The organism is Mycobacterium sp. ENV421 (genome assembly GCF_002887815.1).
GTDB lineage: Bacteria > Actinomycetota > Actinomycetes > Mycobacteriales > Mycobacteriaceae > Mycobacterium.
On record NZ_PDHO01000015.1, the window covers coordinates 1 to 18,405 of the forward strand.

General features: G+C 69.2%; 15 protein-coding genes and 1 pseudogene. 8 read left to right on the forward strand and 8 right to left on the reverse strand.

What is annotated here, in order from left to right:
- Together CRM90_RS17940 and CRM90_RS17945 are read right to left on the reverse strand one after the other, a co-directional pair.
- Positions 1–190, reverse strand: a pseudogene (locus CRM90_RS17940) (MspA family porin); the annotation flags it as partial.
- A gap of 183 nt (positions 191–373) precedes the next feature.
- The gene (locus tag CRM90_RS17945; protein ID WP_102808304.1) at positions 374–1,936 is read right to left on the reverse strand and encodes a PucR family transcriptional regulator; all 1,563 of its coding nucleotides are present in this window, start codon (positions 1,934–1,936) and stop codon (positions 374–376) included.
- Between the two features lie 84 nt (positions 1,937–2,020).
- Between CRM90_RS17945 and pruA the strand changes: the two genes are divergently transcribed.
- The 3 genes from pruA to CRM90_RS17960 are packed head-to-tail and all read left to right on the forward strand — an operon-like array spanning position 2,021 to position 5,367.
- A complete protein-coding gene (gene pruA / locus CRM90_RS17950) occupies positions 2,021–3,652 on the forward strand; it encodes an L-glutamate gamma-semialdehyde dehydrogenase (protein WP_102808305.1) in 1,632 nt (543 codons plus the stop codon).
- The gene (locus CRM90_RS17955; RefSeq protein ID WP_102808306.1) at positions 3,652–4,608 is read left to right on the forward strand and encodes a proline dehydrogenase family protein; all 957 of its coding nucleotides are present in this window, start codon (positions 3,652–3,654) and stop codon (positions 4,606–4,608) included. The genes pruA and CRM90_RS17955 overlap by 1 nt, the downstream gene beginning before the upstream one ends.
- Before the next feature lie 12 nt (positions 4,609–4,620).
- Complete coding sequence (locus tag CRM90_RS17960) at positions 4,621–5,367, forward strand: sulfite exporter TauE/SafE family protein (RefSeq protein WP_502693288.1); 747 nt, start codon at positions 4,621–4,623, stop codon at positions 5,365–5,367.
- On the opposite strand, the gene CRM90_RS17965 is transcribed toward CRM90_RS17960, so the two are convergent.
- The 3 genes from CRM90_RS17965 to CRM90_RS17975 form a co-directional block, all read right to left on the reverse strand.
- The gene (locus CRM90_RS17965; RefSeq protein ID WP_233209381.1) at positions 5,342–6,655 is read right to left on the reverse strand and encodes an acyltransferase family protein; all 1,314 of its coding nucleotides are present in this window, start codon (positions 6,653–6,655) and stop codon (positions 5,342–5,344) included. The genes CRM90_RS17960 and CRM90_RS17965 overlap by 26 nt on opposite strands.
- Before the next feature lie 23 nt (positions 6,656–6,678).
- Complete coding sequence (locus CRM90_RS17970) at positions 6,679–7,182, reverse strand: Rv2253 family sensor-like surface protein (protein ID WP_102808307.1); 504 nt, start codon at positions 7,180–7,182, stop codon at positions 6,679–6,681.
- An 86-nt stretch (positions 7,183–7,268) separates the two neighbouring features.
- On the reverse strand, positions 7,269–7,763 hold the full coding sequence (locus CRM90_RS17975; RefSeq protein ID WP_502693289.1) for an NUDIX domain-containing protein: 495 nt from the start codon (positions 7,761–7,763) through the stop codon (positions 7,269–7,271).
- Positions 7,764–7,844: 81 nt separating this feature from the next.
- On the opposite strand from CRM90_RS17975, the gene CRM90_RS17980 reads away from it, so the two are divergent.
- Positions 7,845–9,245 carry an acyl-CoA synthetase gene (locus CRM90_RS17980; protein ID WP_102808309.1) on the forward strand — a complete coding sequence of 467 codons (1,401 nt, stop codon included), beginning with the start codon at positions 7,845–7,847 and terminating at the stop codon, positions 9,243–9,245.
- Entirely contained in the window at positions 9,242–9,589 is a 348-nt protein-coding gene (locus CRM90_RS17985) for a VOC family protein (protein WP_102808310.1), read from the forward strand. Before CRM90_RS17980 ends, CRM90_RS17985 begins: the two co-directional genes overlap by 4 nt.
- A gap of 18 nt (positions 9,590–9,607) precedes the next feature.
- On the opposite strand, the gene malQ is transcribed toward CRM90_RS17985, so the two are convergent.
- Both malQ and dapD read right to left on the reverse strand, forming a co-directional pair.
- Positions 9,608–11,572: a 4-alpha-glucanotransferase gene (malQ, locus tag CRM90_RS17990; protein ID WP_102808311.1), complete on the reverse strand. Its 1,965-nt coding sequence runs from the start codon at positions 11,570–11,572 to the stop codon at positions 9,608–9,610.
- Positions 11,573–11,646: 74 nt separating this feature from the next.
- Positions 11,647–12,600, reverse strand: a complete 954-nt coding sequence (gene dapD / locus CRM90_RS17995) for a 2,3,4,5-tetrahydropyridine-2,6-dicarboxylate N-succinyltransferase (RefSeq protein WP_199189939.1) — start codon at positions 12,598–12,600, stop codon at positions 11,647–11,649.
- 37 nt (positions 12,601–12,637) lie between these two features.
- Here dapD and dapE point away from each other — a divergent pair, with 37 nt between their 5' ends.
- The gene (gene dapE, locus CRM90_RS18000) at positions 12,638–13,702 is read left to right on the forward strand and encodes a succinyl-diaminopimelate desuccinylase (RefSeq protein WP_102808312.1); all 1,065 of its coding nucleotides are present in this window, start codon (positions 12,638–12,640) and stop codon (positions 13,700–13,702) included.
- Here the strand turns inward: dapE and CRM90_RS18005 are convergent.
- Positions 13,692–15,761, reverse strand: a complete 2,070-nt coding sequence (locus CRM90_RS18005; RefSeq protein WP_102808313.1) for an AAA family ATPase — start codon at positions 15,759–15,761, stop codon at positions 13,692–13,694. The two genes, dapE and CRM90_RS18005, sit on opposite strands and share 11 nt — an antisense overlap.
- A gap of 72 nt (positions 15,762–15,833) precedes the next feature.
- Between CRM90_RS18005 and log the strand changes: the two genes are divergently transcribed.
- Positions 15,834–16,397 carry a cytokinin riboside 5'-monophosphate phosphoribohydrolase gene (gene log / locus CRM90_RS18010; protein ID WP_102808314.1) on the forward strand — a complete coding sequence of 188 codons (564 nt, stop codon included), beginning with the start codon at positions 15,834–15,836 and terminating at the stop codon, positions 16,395–16,397.
- Between the two features lie 50 nt (positions 16,398–16,447).
- Entirely contained in the window at positions 16,448–18,271 is a 1,824-nt protein-coding gene (gene fadD6, locus CRM90_RS18015) for a long-chain-acyl-CoA synthetase FadD6 (RefSeq protein ID WP_102808412.1), read from the forward strand.
- Positions 18,272–18,405: the final 134 nt, after the last annotated feature.

Here is an 18,405-nt window from a genome sequence, read left to right on the forward strand (position 1 = left end):
TCAGCCGGTTGCGGTCCAACGGGAACACACCGTTGAGGAAGGTGTCCCACTGCTGAATCGTCATCGTGCGGCCACCGCCGTCGACCAGACTCAGCTCATTGTCCAAACCTGCGTGCGACGTGCCCGTCCCGACGAACAACGCCGCGACGGCGGCGATCATCGCCACCAGCACTCGACCCATGTATTTCATCCTGACCCCTTGTGCTCAGTGGTTCGACGGTGATCGGGGGGCCCGGTTCACCGAGGTTTCTGGCGTCGTGACGAGCTTCACAGCCAGTCATGACAAAAGCCTCATCGGCAACAGATGCAACAGTGTTACCAGGTTGGTCAAAAAATTTCTCGCTAATGCGGCGCGGCTGCTTGACTGCTCTGATCAAGCGGTCGCCCGCAGGCTCAATGACAGTAATAGCCGGACGTCGGGATCGCTCAGCGAAGTGGAAAGTGCCTGCTCAAGTCGGCGCGCCCGATAGCGAACCGTGTTCGGGTGGACGTGAAGCGCCGACGCAGCCGCCGCCACATCGCCGAAGCAGTCCAGGTAGACCCGCAGGGTCTCGGCCAGCGTCGGGTCGGCCTCCCGCAGGGCGCGCACCCGCGGATCGATCAGCCGCTCGTCGGCGGCAACGAGTGTGACGATCTCGTCGAGCAGCACCGTGGTGCGAGCCTCGGCCAGCGTGGTCACCTTGCCGAACACCGGGTGCCGCTGGGCGCTGTCGAAGACGCGGTCGATCTCGCGGCGGGCGCCGGCGACAGCGGCCAGTCCGGCGATCGGGGCGGCGATCACCGCGTGCAGGTCCAGTCCGAGCTCGGCGTGCAGCGTGCCGATGGTGCCGCGGATCCAGGACACCACGGCGGCGGTGCGCCCGGAGTCCGGCAGCACGACGTAGACCCGTGAACCGCCGGCGGCCACCTGCGCGTCGGGGCGGAAAGCACTGGCGCTCAACGCGAGAACATCGGGCAGCCGAGGGTCGGCGCCGGTGGTGACGAAGCCGATCACCGCGGCGCGGCCGTCGACGGGGATGCGCAGTTCGCGGGCTACCCCGGCCAGGTCCAGCCCGTCGGGGTCGGCCAGCCCGAGCAGTTGCTGCACGGCCAGCAGGTGCGCTGACGGCCGTGCGGCCAGTCGCGCCATGATCCGGGCGGCCAAGACCGCCGCGCCGCGCAACACCTCGTCGGCGTCGTCGGCGAGCGGCCGGGCGCCCTGCTGCACCCAGATGGTGCCGTCGAATACCGGCGGCCCGTCCTGGCGATGGATGCCGATCGCCAGCCGCGGCCGCAGCCCCAGCTCGGGCCGCTCGTCGATCGCCACCACCTCGGGGCCTGCGCGCAACCGGTCGAAGATGCCCCACTGCGCGATCCACCGCAGATGGTCCGGCGGCCCGGCCCGGCCCAGAATGGACAGTCGACGCAGCTCGTCGGCCTCGTCGTTGGACGCCGAATAGGCCAGCACGTGCGACTGCGCGTCCTCGATGCTGACCATGCCGTGGGTGCGGTCGGCGATCGACTGCGCCAGCGCGAACAGATCGGTACCGGAATCGGTGAGCGAGTCGGTGCGACGGTGCTCGAAGACGTGGTTGACCAGGCGGTACAGCCGTTCCCAGCGGGCTTTCGGGTCGACGGCGACGACCGCGGCACCGGCCGCCACCGCCCGGGCGACGACCGCGTCGGATGGCTCCTTGACGAAGATCGCCGCGGGGGAGCCGTGCGCGGCGACCTGCCGGTCCAGCCAGCGCACCGCATCACTGTCGGAGATGCCGAGGAGGAAGAACACGTCCGCCGAGCCGGCGCTGACCGCCAGGCCCAGCCGCACGTCGTCCGAGTCGATCAGTGCCGCCGAGCGGACCGGGCGGTCCAGACCCCGAGGCGCCTCGACGAGCCGCACCAACGTCGCATCCAGGGCCAACACCAGCTGACCCAGGCTGACGCCGGCCTCCCGCATATTGTCCGATACTACTAGCGGGTGGCATAAGTCTTGGCGTATCAGCCAACAGTTCGGGTCGCGTCGGGAGTCATCCTGAGGGACATGGACGCCCGCACCGATGTTCCCGCGCCGGCCAACGAGCCGGTTCACGACTACGCGCCAGGATCTGCTGAACGAGACCGCCTCACCGTGACCCTTCACGAGCTGTCCGCCCACCCCGTCGACCTGCCGCACGTGATCGGCGGCGTTCACCGCCTCGGCGACGGCGACCGCATCGACGTGGTCCAACCGCACCGGCACAGCGCCCGGCTGGGCACGCTGACCAACGGCACGGCCGCCGACGCCGACGCCGCGGTCGATGCCGCGATGGCCGCCAAACACGACTGGGCCGCGACCCCGTTCGACGAACGGGCCGCGGTGTTCCTGCGTGCCGCCGACCTACTGGCAGGCCCGTGGCGGGAGAAGATCGCCGCGGCCACCATGCTCGGCCAGTCCAAGACCGCCTACCAAGCCGAGATCGACGCCCCCTGCGAGCTGGTCGACTTCTGGCGCTTCAATGTCGCTTTCGCCCGACAGATCCTGGCCCAGCAGCCGATCAGCGGTCCAGGCGTATGGAACCGCACCGACTACCGCCCCCTGGACGGATTCGTCTACGCCGTCACCCCGTTCAACTTCACCGCGATCGCCGCCAACCTGCCGACCGCGCCGGCGCTGATGGGCAACACCGTGGTGTGGAAGCCGTCGATCACCCAGACCTTCGCGGCGTATCTGACGATGCAATTGCTCGAAGCCGCCGGCCTGCCGCCCGGTGTGATCAACCTGGTGGCCGGCGACGGGCTTGCGGTCTCCGATGTCGTGCTCGCCGACCGGCGGCTGTCCGGTATCCACTTCACCGGATCGACCGCCACGTTCCAGCACCTGTGGCGTGAGGTCGGCACCCGCATCGCCGACTACGACAGCTACCCGCGGCTGGTGGGCGAGACCGGTGGCAAGGACTTCATCGTCGCGCACAGCTCGGCCGATCCGGATGTGTTGCGCACCGCGCTGATTCGCGGGGCGTTCGACTACCAGGGCCAGAAGTGCTCGGCCGCCTCGCGGGCGTTCATCCCGCGCTCGGTGTGGCAGACCATGGGCGACGACTTCCTCGGCGCCACCGAGGCACTGACCTACGGCGACGTCACCGACCTGTCGAACTACGGCGGAGCCGTGATCGACGCCCGCGCGTTCGCGAAGAACGCTCGTGCTCTGGAAAGAGCCAAGTGCGCGCCTGGTGTCACCGTCGCCGTCGGTGGTGAATGTGACGACAGTGAAGGCTATTTCGTGCGTCCGACCGTTCTGCTGTCCGACGACCCGACCGACGAGGCCTTCTCTACCGAGTACTTCGGCCCGATCCTCGCGGTCCATGTCTATCCCGACGACGAATTCGATGCGGTTCTCGACGTCGTCGACGGCGGCTCCCGCTATGCGCTCACCGGTGCGGTGATCGCCGACGACCGGGCCGCTGTACAGACCGCTGCCGAGCGTTTGCGATTCGCCGCGGGCAACTTCTATGTCAACGACAAGCCGACCGGAGCGGTCGTCGGGCAGCAACCGTTCGGCGGATCGCGGGCCTCGGGCACCAACGACAAGGCGGGTTCACCGCTCAACCTGCTGCGCTGGACGTCGGCACGGTCCATCAAGGAGACCTTCGTTCCACCCACTGGTCACACCTACCCGCACATGGGGGTGGAGTGATGAGTACGTTCACCCGCGTCGCACGCCCCGCCATCCTGGCCGCCAGCCGCTCGAATCGGTTGCGGCACAGCGCCGAGCGGCTACCGATCGCGCGCGACGTGGTCGGCCGGTTCGTACCGGGGGAGACGACGGACGACGCACTGGCCGCGGTCGGCGCGCTGCGTGACTCGAGACGGCTGGTCAGTATCGACTACCTCGGAGAGGACGTCACCGACACCGACGCGGCCGAGGCCACCGTCAAGGCCTACCTCGACCTACTCGACGCGCTCGGCGCCCGAGCCGAAAATGCGGCCATCGTCCGCCCACTGGAGGTGTCGCTCAAACTGTCCGCGCTCGGCCAGGCACTCCCGAAGGACGGTGACAAGATCGCTCTCGAGAACGCGCATGCGATCTGCCAGCGGGCGCAGCAGGTCGGCGTCTGGGTCACCGTCGACGCCGAGGACCACACCACCACCGACTCGACGTTGTCGGTCGTGCGCGAGCTGCGCACCGAATTCGATTGGCTGGGAACCGTTCTGCAGGCCTACCTCAAGCGCAGCGAGGCCGACTGCGCCGAATTCGCGGCGGCCGGTGCCCGGATCCGGCTGTGCAAGGGCGCCTACGACGAGCCGGCGTCGGTGGCCTACCGCGACGCCGCCGCGGTCACCGAGTCCTACCTGCGCTGTCTGCGTACGCTGATGGCCGGCAACGGATATCCGATGGTCGCCTCCCACGATCCCGCGGTCATCGCGGCCGCCGCGGCGATGGCGAACGAATTCGGCCGGGATACAGACCGTTTCGAGTATCAGATGCTCTATGGCATCCGGGACGGCGAGCAGCGCCGGCTCGCGGCGGAGGGCAACCAGGTTCGGGTGTACGTGCCGTTCGGCACGCAGTGGTACGGGTACTTCGTGCGCCGACTTGCCGAACGCCCGGCCAACCTGATGTTCTTTCTGCGAGCCCTGACGCATCGATAGAAAGACAGGCACCTGAGCGCACTCGACGCCATCACCTTGCTGATCGCCGGTGTGCTCGGTGGATTGACGGGCAGCATCGCCGGACTGGCCTCGGTGGCCACCTATCCGGCCCTGCTGGCAATCGGGCTGCCGCCGGTAACGGCGAATGTGACCAACACGGTGGCGCTGGTGTTCAACGGCATCGGATCGGCGTGGGGATCGCGACCCGAACTGATCGGGCAAGGCCGCTTCATCGCCCGGATGGCGCCGGTGACCGTCGCGGGCGGGGCGGCCGGCGCGGTCCTGCTGCTGACCACCCCGGCCGACGCGTTCGAGAAGGTGGTCCCGATCCTGCTCGCCCTGGCCTCGATGGCGATCGTCGCTCCGCGCGGCACACCCCATCCCGGGCCACGGCGCCGACTCGTTGTGGTGGCCGAGGGCGTCGCGATTTTCGGAATCGCCTTGTACGGCGGTTATTTCGGCGCCGCCGCTGGCGTGCTGTTCTTGGCGCTGCTGCTCAACGCGGGAGCCGACAGCCTGGCTCACGCCAATGCCGCCAAGAACATCCTGCTCGGACTGGCCAATCTCGTTGCGGCGGTGCTGTTCGCGTTCCTCGCGCCGGTGCACTGGCTCGCGGTCATCCCGCTGGGCGCCGGCTGCCTGATCGGATCCCGGCTGGGACCCGTCGTGGTCCGGCACGCCCCCGGCACCCCGCTGCGCATCCTCATCGGCGTCGCGGGTCTGGTGCTGGCGGTCAAGCTCGGGTTCGACGCCTACTGACCGGTGTCACCGAAACCAGCAGCACGCCCACGGCGAAGGCGATGCTGAGGGCGAAGGGGAACCGCCCGCCGGGGGCGAATCCCAGTGTCGCGAACACCGAGATGGTCACCGCGATCGTCAGTGTGCCGGCGAACAACAGCACCTCGCCGAACCGGGGCGCAATGGCGACGGCGACGGTGGGCAGCGGCGCCGAGAACAATCTGCGGCCCCACCACAACAACAGCAGCTCGACCGCAGCCACCACGGCCAGGATCGCCACCCACTCCAGCCGGAACCACCACCAGGCCGCTGTGCCGAGGGTCGGTTGCGGCAGCAGCCCGGTCGGATAGCCGGCGACCGCCACGATCACCACCGGGACCATGTGCCATAGGTAGAGGGCCATCACGTTGTCATTGGCGACGGCCAGAACACGCTGCGTACGAACGGATTTCACCATCCGGTTCACCGTGGGCGCCACGGCTAGCGCCACACCGGCCTGCACCCCGCCGAGTGCCAGCAGCGCCAGGTTGGGCGGTCCGGTGTTGTTCACGACCGCGCCGGGGACTCCGATCATGCTGACCGGATAGGGCCCGACGGTGACCGCCAGCGCCAGGACGATCGCCGACAGGACAGCCACCGCGATCGCCGCGCGACGACATAGTGTGCCGTCGTGCCAGGCGATGCCGAGTTGGTACAGCACGCCCCAGACCAGCAGATAGTTCAGCCAGCCGACGTAGGGCAGGTGAGCGCCGATGGTCGCCACGTCCACCGCCGCGACGGCGAGCGTCATCATGAACGGCACCCACTTGCCCCAGCGCCGGTGTGCGGCGACCGCCACGGGGGTCAGTGCGACCACCACCACGTAGATGCCCAGGAACCACAGGTGCATGGCCACCGCCCAGGCGCCGAAGTCGAGCTCCGCGCCCGCGACGCCGACCCGGCCGAGGACCGCCACGACCAGCAGGGCGAACATGACGTAGACCACGGTCGGCCCCAGTGGCCGGACCAGTCGCCGTCGTAGCCACGCTTGTCTGGACTCATCGGCGGTGCGTTGGGTCCACGACACCGCGCTGGCATAGCCGGCCACCACGAAGAACACCGGGACGACCTGGAAGATCCACGTCAGCCACTGCGTCCACGGCATGTCGACCAGTGGGTTCTCCCGCCAGAACCCGCCGTCGGAGAAGGTCAGCGCCGCCGCGATCCAGTGCCCGATGACGACGAACACCAGCGCGACCACCCGGTAGAGGTCCATCGCATGGTTACGCGCCGCCGTCGTCGTGGTCGCCGTGTCGGTCACGCTATCCATTGTGCGGGCGCGGGGGTCCAGCGTCAGGCGGGCACTGCCGAGACGGGCATGACGACGCTGCCGCGGCAGGGTCCTGACGCGATGTCGGTGTGCCATGTGCCGCGCAGGGATCCGTCGGGCTGCGGCGTGTAGAACGCCCACGAGGTGGCCGGGCTCCACTGCTTCTGGTAGCCGTCACCGAGGAAGCAGTCCCACACCCAGTCGTAGGTGGTGGCCCACTCGGCACCGTTCCAGGTGTAGCGGGTCGGCTGGGGGATCGTCGGGTTGCTCGGTGCAGGACCGTCGACGACGGTGGCCACACAGGCGCCACCCGAGCAGGCTGTCGAGAGGGTGAACACCGCGCCGAAGTCGTTTTCCTTCTGGCGAGTCGCTGGGCTGGTGCCGGCTTTCTGGGAGGCGTAGGTCGTCATTTGGTAGCGCCCGGTCCAGGCCAGCGGCTGACCGTGCGCCGAGGCGGGGGACACCAGTCCCGCGGCGCAGATCGTCGCGGCGGCCACCAGCGTGGCACCCCAACTTTGGCGGCTCATGACTCCTCGGAACGTCGTTGCGAGTTATCAGCGTAGCCGTCAGAAAACCTCACCCGTCACATCTGCCCCACGCGTGCCGGTCACGATTAGGACTCGAAACGCTCCTTGAGCAGCAGTTGCGCATACGCCGCGAGGGACTGGGCATCGGTGATCTCACCCGTGCGGACCATCTCCTCGAATTGGCTGCGCCCGAACCATTCGAAATGCATGTCCTGCTCTTCGTGCTCGCGGTCGGGCTCACCCTCGGTGACATCGGTGGCCAGGAACACCCAGCCCCGCTGGCTCATGATCCCGGGTGCGACGTCGAGACGGCCGAGCAACATCAGTGAGCCCGCCGTGAGGCCTGTCTCCTCGCGTAGTTCGCGGGCCGCCAGGTCGGCCGGTTCGATGTCGGGCTCCCCGGGGACGGTGCCCATCGGGAACTCCCAGCGACGGGCTCCCATCGGATAGCGATACTGCTCGACCATCGCCAGCCGGTCGCCGTCGACCGCGATGACCACGGCATAGTCGGGCCGGTCGACGACGCCGTGAATGCCGGTGGAGCCGTCCGGCCGTTCGACGGTGTCCTCACGCACCGACATCCAGCGGTTGCGGTACACCTCGCGCGATGAGAGCTGGGTGATGGGCTTCACCCGCCCAGTATCTTCGGTAGCGTCGGCGACGTGTTGCTGGCCTCCCTGAATCCCGCCACCGTCGCCGCCGGAGCAGATATCGGCGACGCCGTGCGGATCGACGGCGCCGTGTTGTCCCGCAGTGACCTCGTCGGGGCAGCCACCTCGGTCGCCGAGCGGGTCGGCGGTGCCCGCCAGGTCGCCGTGCTGGCCACCCCCACCGCCACCACCGTGCTCGCCATCACCGGCTGCCTGATCGCCGGCGTCCCGTTCGTGCCGGTGCCCGCCGACGTCGGAGTCGCCGAACGCACGCACATCCTCACCGACTCCGGCGCTCAAGCCTGGCTGGGGGAGTCACCCGCCGATCTCGGTGGCCTGCCTCATGTTCCGGTACGGCTGCACGCCCGGTCGTGGCATCGCTACGCCGAGCCTGCGCCGTCGAGCACCGCGATGGTCATGTACACCTCAGGCACCACCGGCCTGCCCAAAGGCGTGCTGATCAGCAGGCGCGCCATCGCGGCCCAGATCGACGCGCTGGTCCAGGCCTGGCAGTGGACCCCCGACGACACCCTCGTGCACGGGTTGCCGTTGTTCCACGTGCACGGCCTGATCCTCGGGCTGCTCGGGTCGTTGCGGGTGGGAAATCGCTTCGTGCACACCGGGAAACCGACCCCGGCCGGTTACGCCGCCGCCGGCGGCAGCCTGTATTTCGGGGTGCCGACAGTGTGGTCGCGGGTGGTGGCCGACACCGGCGCCGCCACCGCGCTGGCCTCGGCCCGGCTGCTGGTGTCCGGAAGCGCACCGCTGCCGGTGCCGGTGTTCACCCGGCTGACCGAACTGACCGGCCAGCCACCCGTCGAGCGGTACGGCAGCACCGAATCGCTGATCACGCTGAGCACCCGCGCCGACGGTGAACGACGGCCCGGCTGGGTTGGCTTGCCGCTCAACGGGGTTGAGACCCGGCTGGTGCACGAGGACGGTTCGGTCGCACCGCACGACGGCGAGACCATCGGCAGCCTCCACCTCAAAGCCCCGACAGTGTTCGATGGCTACCTCAATCGGCCCGATGCCACCGCAGAGGCGTTCGACGCCGACGGGTGGTACCGCACCGGCGATGCCGCGGTGATCGACGGCGGCAATATGCACCGCATCGTCGGGCGAGAATCGGTGGACCTGATCAAGTCCGGTGGCTTCCGGGTCGGCGCGGGCGAGGTCGAGACGGTGCTGCTCGGCCACCCGGGCGTTCAGGAGGTCGCGGTGGTGGGCCTGCCCGACACCGATCTCGGCCAGCGGATCGTCGCGTTCGTGGTCGGCGATGCCAACCCTGAGGACCTGATCGCCTGTGTCGCCGAGCAACTTTCGGTGCACAAGCGGCCGCGGGAAGTGCGATTGGTCGACTCGCTGCCGCGCAACGCGATGGGCAAAGTCGTCAAGAAGGAGTTGATGAAATGACGCTGCGGTTCAGCGAAGTCTGCATCGACGCCCACGACATTCACGCGCTGTCCGCGTGGTGGTCGACGGTGCTGGGCTGGCCCGCCGAGCCCACCGAGGACGGCGATGTGGCTCTGCGTGCCCCCGCCGGTGCCGGGCCGGACTGGCTGTTCCTGGCTGTGCCCGACGACAAGACGAGCAAGAACCGCATCCACTTCGACTTCACGCCCGACGACCAGCGGGCCGAGGTCGACCGGGTGCTCGGGCTCGGGGCGCGCCACGTCGACATCGGCCAGGGCGACCAGAGTTGGGTGGTGCTGGCCGACCCCGAGGGCAACGAGTTCTGCATCCTGTCGGCGAATTAGCCCTCGGTGCCTAGGCTTTCAGCGGCGGAAGGTCGCGGCGATCTCGGCGACCCGCGGATCCGCCCGGAGTTCCTCGAGGGTCTCGGCCAACGGCAGTCGCCAGTTCGGATACTCGTCGATCGTGCCGGGCAGGTTCGGCTGCCGGATCTCACCGATGACATCGTAGGGCGAGATCAACTTCAGCCGGCTCGGCGTCGACGCCAGAAATCGGTGCATCGCAACGATGATCGACGCGTCGTCGGGATCACCGTCGGCCAACAGGCCCTCGGCGCGAAGCAGCGCCACCCATTCGTCGCGCTCCTTGGCGGCGTTCGCCTCTTCGCCCGGGACGTCGTCGAGCAGGCCCAGCTCGGCGCGGGCGCGAACATGCTCGCCGCGGAGAAACCCTGCGGCGGTGGGCAGATCATGGGTGGACAGACTGGCCGCCGCCCGCTCCGGCCACGTCGCCGACGGCAGCAGCGGCTGGTCCGGGTCGGCCTCGTCGCGGGTGAACCACGAGACCGCCGAGCCGAGCATGCCATTGCCGGCCAATGCCTCGGTGACCTCCGGTTCGACGGTGCCCAGGTCTTCACCGACGACGACAGCGCCGGCCCGGTGCGCCTCCAGGGCGAGAACCGCGAGCATGACGTCGGCGTCGTAGTGCACGTAGGTGCCGCGGTCCGGGGTGTCGCCCGGCGGGATCCACCACAGTCGCCACAGGCCGGCGACATGGTCGATGCGCAAACCATCGGCGTGAGACAGGATGGCGCGCAACATATCCCGCAACGCCGCGTATCCGGTGGCGGCCAGCCGGTCGGGACGCCACGGCGGCAGACCCCAGTCCTGGCCGCGCGGGGTGAAGTTGTCCGGCGGTGCGCCGACGCTCACGCCGCCGGCGAGCACATCGGCCAGCGCCCACGCGTCTGCGCCGTCGGCATCCACCCCGACGGGTAGGTCGTGCAGCACGCCCAGGGCCATGCCGGCGGTTCGGCCCGCTGCCCGTATCGCGGCCAACTGCTCGGCACACTGCTGCTGCACCCAGGCGTGAAAGTCGACGCGCGACGCCAACTCCCGATGAGCAGCCAGGACGGCGGACCCCTTCGCATCGCGAAGCTCCGCAGGCCAGCGGCTCCACCGTCCGCCATGGCGCTCGGCGAGAGCGCAGTACGTCGCCCAGTCGGTCAACCCTTCGGTGGCCGGGGATCCGTCGAGCGGAGTGGGCCGGCCCGTCGCACGCCAGAGCGCTTCCAACGCAGCACGTTTGGCGGCCCACACCAGATCATGGTCGATTCGCTCGGTGGTCGCCGAGACGCGCAGGGCGTCCACCTCGGCACGGGTGGCGGGGTCGGCGCTGCGGTACGCCTCGAGGTCCTCGATGCGCAGCGCCAACGGATTGGAAAACCGACGACTCGACGGCGTATACGGCGAGGGTTGCACCGGATGCGTCGGGCCGGGCGCGTGCAGCGGGTTGAGCAACACCGCACCGGCGCCGTGCTCGGCGACCGTCCACTCCAGGAACTCCCGCAGATCGCCGAAATCGCCGATGCCCCAGGACCGCGCCGACCGTAGCGCGTACAGCTGCAGCATCCAGCCCCACGTGTCGGGCGTCTGCGGCACCTGCGCGGGTGCGGCCACCAGCGTCACCTGCTGGCCGTCGCGGGTGTGCAGCTGGTACCAGCCCGGCACCAGATCGCCGGGCAGCTCGTCGCTCACCTCGATGCGGCTGCCGTCCTCCCCGACGAGCAGTTCGGCTCCGGGAACCGAGTGCGGCGTGCCGTTCAGCCGGACGGCGATGGTCGGGGCCAGTCGCCCTGCGCGTCGGAGATCGGTGAGCGCGGCCAATTCGGCGCGCCGGGAGGCCTCGGTGGCGGCGTCGACGTCGAGCAGCCCAAGAACCCGGATCACCACATCGGCGTCGACCTCGACCGGCTCCCGTCGCTCGTTGCGATAGGAGGTGGCCACGCCGTGCGCCGCGGCCAGCTGCCGCAAGTCATCCGGAAACACGCTGCTCCTATACCCGAGCAGCCGCCTTTCACACCCGCGGTGGGGCCGGACTAGTTGGCGTGCAGCGCCTCCGCCTAATTCGCGTGCAGCGCCTCGTTCAGCGCGATGCCCTTGCCGTCGCGCGCGACCACCTCGACGGCGCCGGTCACCGAATTGCGGCGGAACAGAAGGTTGTTCGCGCCGGACAGTTCGCGGGCCTTGACCGTCGTCCCGTCCGGGGTGGTGACCTTGGTGCCCGCCGTCACATACAGGCCGGCCTCGATGATGCAGTCGTCGCCCAGCGAGATGCCCAGGCCCGCGTTGGCGCCCAGCAGGCAGCGCTTACCCACCGAGATGACCTGAGTGCCACCGCCGGACAGCGTGCCCATGATCGACGCGCCGCCACCGACGTCGGAGCCGTCGTCGACGACCACACCCGCCGAGATCCGGCCCTCCACCATCGACGCACCGAGCGTGCCGGCGTTGAAGTTCACGAAGCCTTCGTGCATCACGGTGGTGCCCGGCGCCAGGTGTGCACCCAAGCGCACCCGGTCGGCGTCGGCGATCCGCACCCCGCTCGGCAGCACATAGTCGACCATCCGCGGGAACTTGTCCACGCCGTAGACCGCCACGTGACCGCGGCCGCGCAGCCGCAGCCGCACATCTTCGAACCCCTCGATCTGGCACGGTCCGAAGTTGGTCCACACCACGTTGGTGAGCACCCCGAAGATGCCGTCGAGATTCAGGCCGTGCGGCTCGACCAGTCGGTGCGAGAGCAGGTGCAGTCGCAGGTAGGCGTCATAGGTGTCGAGCGGCTTGTCGTTCAGGTCCGCGATCACCGTGCGCACCACGATCGTCTCCACACCGCGGGCCGGATCGGGGCCGGTCGCGGCCGCCAGATCGTCGGGCACTTCGGCGACGGAGAGCCGGGTGCTGCCCGACGGGCTGTAGGCACCCAGCTCCGGGTCCGGGAACCAGGTGTCGAGGACGGTCCCGTCCTCGGTGATGGTGGCCAATCCGACGCCGGCAGCAGAAGTCACGGTGCTCAACCGTAATGCATCGCGCTGCCCGCTAGCCTGGTCAGTTGTGTTGGATCTACACGCTGACCCGATCGCGCTGACCGCCGCGCTCGTCGACATCCCAAGTGTGTCGCGCGACGAGGCGCGCATCGCCGGCGAGGTCGAGTCCGCGCTGCGCGCGCAGACGTCCGGCTACGAGATCATCCGCAACGGCGACGCGGTGCTGGCCCGCACGAACTTCGGTCTGCCGTCTCGGGTGGTGCTGGCCGGTCACCTCGACACCGTCCCGATCGCCGACAACGTGCCGTCGCGGTTCGACGCCGACCACCTGTACGGGTGCGGCACCTCGGACATGAAGTCCGGTGACGCGGTGTTCCTGCATCTGGCCGCCACCATCGCCGAGCCGGCCCACGACATCACGCTGGTCTTCTACGACTGCGAAGAGATCGAAGCCTCCGCCAACGGACTCAACCGGATCCAGCGCGAGCTTCCGGACTGGCTGACCGCGGACGTCGCGATCCTGGGTGAGCCGTCCGGCGGCTACATCGAGGCCGGCTGTCAGGGCACCTTGCGGGTGGTGATCTCGGCGACCGGAGCGCGGGCGCACTCGGCGCGATCCTGGTTGGGCGACAACGCTATTCACAAGCTCGGCCCCGTGCTCGACCGGCTGTCCGGTTACCAGGCCCGCATGGTCGAGATCGACGGCTGTACGTACCGCGAAGGGTTGTCGGCGGTGAAGATCGACGGGGGGGTGGCAGGCAACGTCATCCCCGACGCCGCGCAGCTGACCGTGAACTTCCGGTTCGCGCCGGACCGCTCGCCCGACCAGGCACTGGCTCACGTGCGCGAGGTGTTCGACGGCCTCGACGTACACCTGGAGCAGACCGATGTCGCCGCCGGCGCGCTCCCCGGACTGAGTCATCCCGCCGCGGCGGCGCTGGTGGCGGCCGCCGACGGGATGGTCCGAGCCAAGTTCGGCTGGACCGACGCCGCCCGGTTCGCCGCGCTGGGCATCCCCGCCGTGAACTACGGACCTGGCGACCCGAATCTGGCGCACAAACGCGACGAACGGGTGGCGCTGGCCCAGATCACCGCCGTCACCGAGACGTTGCGGCGCTACCTCACCGGGTGAACGCGCACTCCACCGTCTCCGCCAGCTTCGCGATCGCCCCGGCGGCCTGCGTATCGCCGAGCCGCGCCGCCTCGTTCCACGCCCACACCGCGACCCCCAGCTGACCGCTGCGCTCCGCGCCGCGCGCGGCCTCGCGTGCCGCGTCGATCGCGGCGTGGGTGCCGTCGCCGACCGTGGCCAGCCGCCAGGCCCGCGCCACCCCCAGCTCGGGGGCGAACAGCGCCGACTTGGTGCCGTGCCGGGCGTCGGCACGGCTCAGCGCCTTCGCCGAATCGGCGATCTCGCCCTGCTGGGCCAGTGCGGTGGTCAGATACATCAGCGACAGCGGCCCCCACGAGTAGCCGGTGCGCTCCAGCGTGGCCGCGGCCGGGCCGAGCAGTCGCGCCGCGCCGGCCGGATCGCCCTGCGCGATCAGCACCTGCGCCAGCAGCACCTCCCCGATCGAGCGGCCCGGCTGGGCCAGCTCGGCGAAGTCGGTGAACTCACCAGCAGTTTCGAGCGCGTCGTCGGGCTGCCCGGTCATCAGCAGCGTGGTGGTCTGCGCCAGGCCGACAGTGAAGCGCAGCAGGCCGGGATGTTCGGCGTCCAGCGCCCGCTTCACCAGAGCGTCCACCTGATCGAAGCGGCCCATCCGTGCCGAGCACAACGCCGAGGCGCTGGCCGCCCACGCCACCGCCATGTCCTCGGCCTCCGGGGCCGCCAGCACGCCTGCCGCGATCTCGAGTGCGCGTGCCACATTGCCCGCGTTCATCGCGAACGTCGCTGACAGGGCGTCCAGGGTCAGCCGGGCCGCCGTCGAGCTGATCCGCTTGCGGGTGTTCTGCAGGAACGCGGTGGCGCGCTCGGGTTCGGACAGCATCCAGAACTGGTTGGCCGCCCGCGGTAACGCCCACGCCATCACCTCGTCCTCGGTGAGCGCGGCTGCATCGACGTCGGCGAGCACCGAATCCGCTTCCCGCCCGCGGCCCTGCCAGGCCAGTGCGTAGCTGAGCGCGAGCCGCGCGTCGAAGCGCTCGGAGCGCGCCAGGGCCGCCCCGGCGAGACGTTCGCTCAGGGTCAGGTCGCCGAGCCGCAGCGCCTGCTGTGCCGCGGCGACCACGTCGTCGACCGGCTCGGGGGAGTCGGTGTCCAGTGCGAGCGCCACGCGACCGAGGCGATCGCAGAGGTGGCGGTGGGGCCGGGCCGCGAGCTGGGTCAGGATCTCGGTCCGCAACCGCCTGATGTCGGCCGGGTCGGCGTCCTGGTTCATCCGCTCGGCGAACAGCGGGTGACCGGCATACACCGTCTGGCCGAATAGTTCTGCGGCACCGGCTGTTTCGGACTGGGCCACGGCGTCGTCACCGGCGAGTGCGGCCAGGTCGTCACGTGACAGCGGCTCATGCACGGCCAGGTAGCTCAGCACGGTGCGGGCTCCGGGCGGCAGCTCGGCGAGATAGGCATCGACCAGGCCTGCCAGTGACGTTGCCGCCGAACGGGTCTGCAGGTGCAGCCGCAATTCGAGCGGATTGCCGCCGGTGCGGCGGTACTCGTCGCCCAGCGGCTGGCCCATCGCGGTCAGCACGGCTGCGGTCTCATCCTGGTCGAGCGGGCCGACGTCGAGCGTGGTCAGCAGCTCGTCGTCGGTCAGCGCGGACACCGCCGACGGCAGCGTCGCGCCCGCCCGCACCGTGACGATCAGTCCGGCCGACGCGTGCCGCGCCAACTGATAGACCAGGCTGGCCGACAGCGGGTCGAGCAGCTGAGCGTCGTCGACGATGATCAGCGGGCTATCCGCTTGGGCGAGCAGCGATTCCAGCGCCGAGTGGATCAGTGCGGCCGGTTTGCCCACCTCGTGGACTTCGACCAAGGGGCCGAACGCGCCGAACGGCACCGCGGCTTGGGTGGGGGTGGCTTTCACCCGCACCGGCGTGGTCTCGCCGAGCCGCTCGGCGATCTGACCGGCCAGCGTCGTCTTGCCCACTCCGTCGGCGCCCACCAGGACCAGGCCGCGATGACTGTCGAGCAGCTCGATCGCGCGGTCGCAGGACTGGCGCGGGACGAGCGGCCACCGATTCGGCATAGCCGGACTGTATTTGCCTGCACCGCACCGCCACGGCAATAGCCGCAAATCGGCTGCGTTAGGTTTGCCGGTGTGGAACCCGACAACCGCGACGGCGAGTGGGCGGTGTGCGTCTACTGCGCTTCCGGCCCGCGTCACCCCGACCTGCTCGACCTCGCCCGACGGGTCGGGGAGGCGATTGCCGACCGCGGCTGGACGCTGGTGTCCGGCGGCGGCAACGTCTCGGCGATGGGCGCGGTGGCCGAGGGTGCCCGATCCCACGGCGGGCGCACGGTCGGCGTCATCCCCAAGGCACTGGTGCACCGGGAGCTGGCCGACGTCGAGGCCGACGAGCTGATCGTCACCGACACCATGCGTCAGCGCAAACAAGTCATGGAGGACCGCAGTGACGCCTTCCTGGCACTCCCCGGCGGGATCGGCACGCTGGAGGAACTTTTCGAAACGTGGACCGCGGGGTACCTGGGTATGCATGAAAAGCCGGTGGTGCTCCTCGATCCCACCGGCCACTACGACGGTCTGCGCAGCTGGTTGGGATCACTCGTCGAGCCCGGTTTCGTCGCGCAGGCAGCATTGGACCGGCTGGTGGTCGTCGATGTCGTCGAGGCGGCTCTCGACGTCTGCGCACCCCGGACGTGACCAGGGCTACTCTGACTCGCGGGACGGGCGACACACGGGAGGTGGCATCGATGGCCAGCAATAATTCCGCCGAATCCGGCGATTCCGGCGCGGAGAAGTCGGGTGCGAAGCATTCGGTAGGGCTACTCGACCTGGCCACCCGGCTGCCTGCGGTGGTGATGGATGCGCCGGTGATCGTGCGCGGCGCACTGACCGGTCTGCTGGCGCTGCCCACCACGAAGACCTCCATCGGCAAAGTCTTCCAAGATCGCGCCGCGCGCTACGCCGACCGTGTGTTCATCCGGATGGGCGACGAGAAGATCACCTACCGCGAAGCCAACGAGACAGCGAACCGGTTGGCTGCGGTGTTGGCCGACAAGGGAGTTGGCCGCGGCGACGTGGTCGGCATCATGCTGCGCAACTCACCCCACGCCGTCCTGATGATGCTCGCCGCGGTGAAATGCGGCGCGGTGGCCGGCATGCTGAACTACCACCAGCGCGGAGATGTGTTGTCGCACAGCATCGGTCTGCTGGATGCGAAAGTCGTGATCGCCGAGTCCGACCTGATCGACGCGATCAAGGAAAGCGGTGCGGAGGTCGCCGACCTGGTGACCATCGAGGACTTCGAAGAACAAGCGAAGGGCAAGCCGACCGACAACCCGGCGTCGGCGTCACAGGTCCAGGCCAAGGACACCGCGTTCTACATCTTCACCTCGGGCACCACCGGCCACCCGAAGGCCAGCGTGATGACCCATCACCGGTGGCTGCGCGCGCTCGCGGCGTTCGGCGGATTGGGGTTGCGGCTCAACAGCAATGACACCCTGTATTGCCCGCTGCCGCTCTACCACAACAACGCGCTCACGGTCGCGGTGTCGTCGGTGATCAACGCGGGCGGCACTCTGGCACTGGGCAAGTCGTTCTCGGCGTCGCGGTTCTGGGACGACGTGATTGACATGGAAGCCACCGCGTTCATCTACATCGGTGAGGTGTGCCGCTATCTGCTGAACCAGCCGCCCAAGGACACCGACCGCGCCCACAAGATCCGCGTGATCGCCGGCAACGGGTTGCGCCCGGAGATCTGGGACGAGTTCACCCGCCGGTTCAACATCGGCCGGGTCGCCGAGTTCTACGCCGCCAGCGAGGGCAACACCGCATTCATCAATATCTTCAACATCCCCAAGACCACCGGCATCAGCCCGATGCCACTGGCCTACGTCGAGTACGACGCGGAGACCGGCGAGCCGGCCCGCGACGAGAACGGCCGGGTCCGCAAGGTGGCGCCCGGTGAGCCCGGCCTGCTGATCAGCCCGGTCAACAAGCTCTCGCCGTTCGACGGCTACACCGACAAGGAAGCCAGCGAGAAGAAGTTGGTGCGCAACGCGTTCAAAGAGGGCGACGTGTGGTTCAACACCGGCGACGTGATGAACCCGCAGGGCATGCGGCACGCCGCCTTCGCCGACCGGCTCGGCGACACCTTCCGGTGGAAGGGCGAGAACGTCGCCACCACCCAGGTGGAGGCTGCGCTCGGCCAGGACAAGAACGTCGAGGAGTCGACGGTGTTCGGTGTCGAGGTGCCCGACACCGGCGGCCGCGCCGGGATGGCGGCGGTCAAGCTGCGTGACGGGGTGGAATTCGACGGCAAGGCGCTGGCCGAAACCGTCTACGGAAACCTGCCGGGCTATGCCGTGCCGTTGTTCGTCCGGATCGTCGAGTCGCTGGAGACGACGTCGACGTTCAAGAGCCGCAAGGTCGACCTGCGCAAACAGGGGTACGGCGCCGACGGCGAGGAGATCAAGGACCCGCTGTACGTGCTGAAGGGCCGCGACGAGGGCTACGTACCGTTCTACGACGAGTATCCCGAGGAAGTGGCGGCCGGGTCCCGGCCCAAGGGCTAGTCCCAGTTCGCCCAAACCGACGTCTCGCAGAGGAACTGCGAGTAGGAGCCGTCATTTCGTCGATCTCGGCGTCACCAGGCACCATGGTGGAGTGAAGTCGACGTTCTGCGGACGGCCGGTGGCCGGTGATCGCG

Coding starts and splice junctions, on each gene's coding strand:
- CRM90_RS18005 (WP_102808313.1), bottom strand. CDS start 15,761: ATGCCGAATCGGTGGCCGCTCGTCCCGCGCCAGTCCTGCGACCGCGCG.
- fadD6 (WP_102808412.1), top strand. CDS start 16,448: ATGGCCAGCAATAATTCCGCCGAATCCGGCGATTCCGGCGCGGAGAAG.
- CRM90_RS17975 (WP_502693289.1), bottom strand. CDS start 7,763: ATGTCGGTGCGTGAGGACACCGTCGAACGGCCGGACGGCTCCACCGGC.
- CRM90_RS17945 (WP_102808304.1), bottom strand. CDS start 1,936: ATGCGGGAGGCCGGCGTCAGCCTGGGTCAGCTGGTGTTGGCCCTGGAT.
- CRM90_RS17985 (WP_102808310.1), top strand. CDS start 9,242: ATGACGCTGCGGTTCAGCGAAGTCTGCATCGACGCCCACGACATTCAC.
- CRM90_RS17955 (WP_102808306.1), top strand. CDS start 3,652: ATGAGTACGTTCACCCGCGTCGCACGCCCCGCCATCCTGGCCGCCAGC.
- CRM90_RS17970 (WP_102808307.1), bottom strand. CDS start 7,182: ATGAGCCGCCAAAGTTGGGGTGCCACGCTGGTGGCCGCCGCGACGATC.
- pruA (WP_102808305.1), top strand. CDS start 2,021: ATGGACGCCCGCACCGATGTTCCCGCGCCGGCCAACGAGCCGGTTCAC.
- CRM90_RS17965 (WP_233209381.1), bottom strand. CDS start 6,655: ATGGATAGCGTGACCGACACGGCGACCACGACGACGGCGGCGCGTAAC.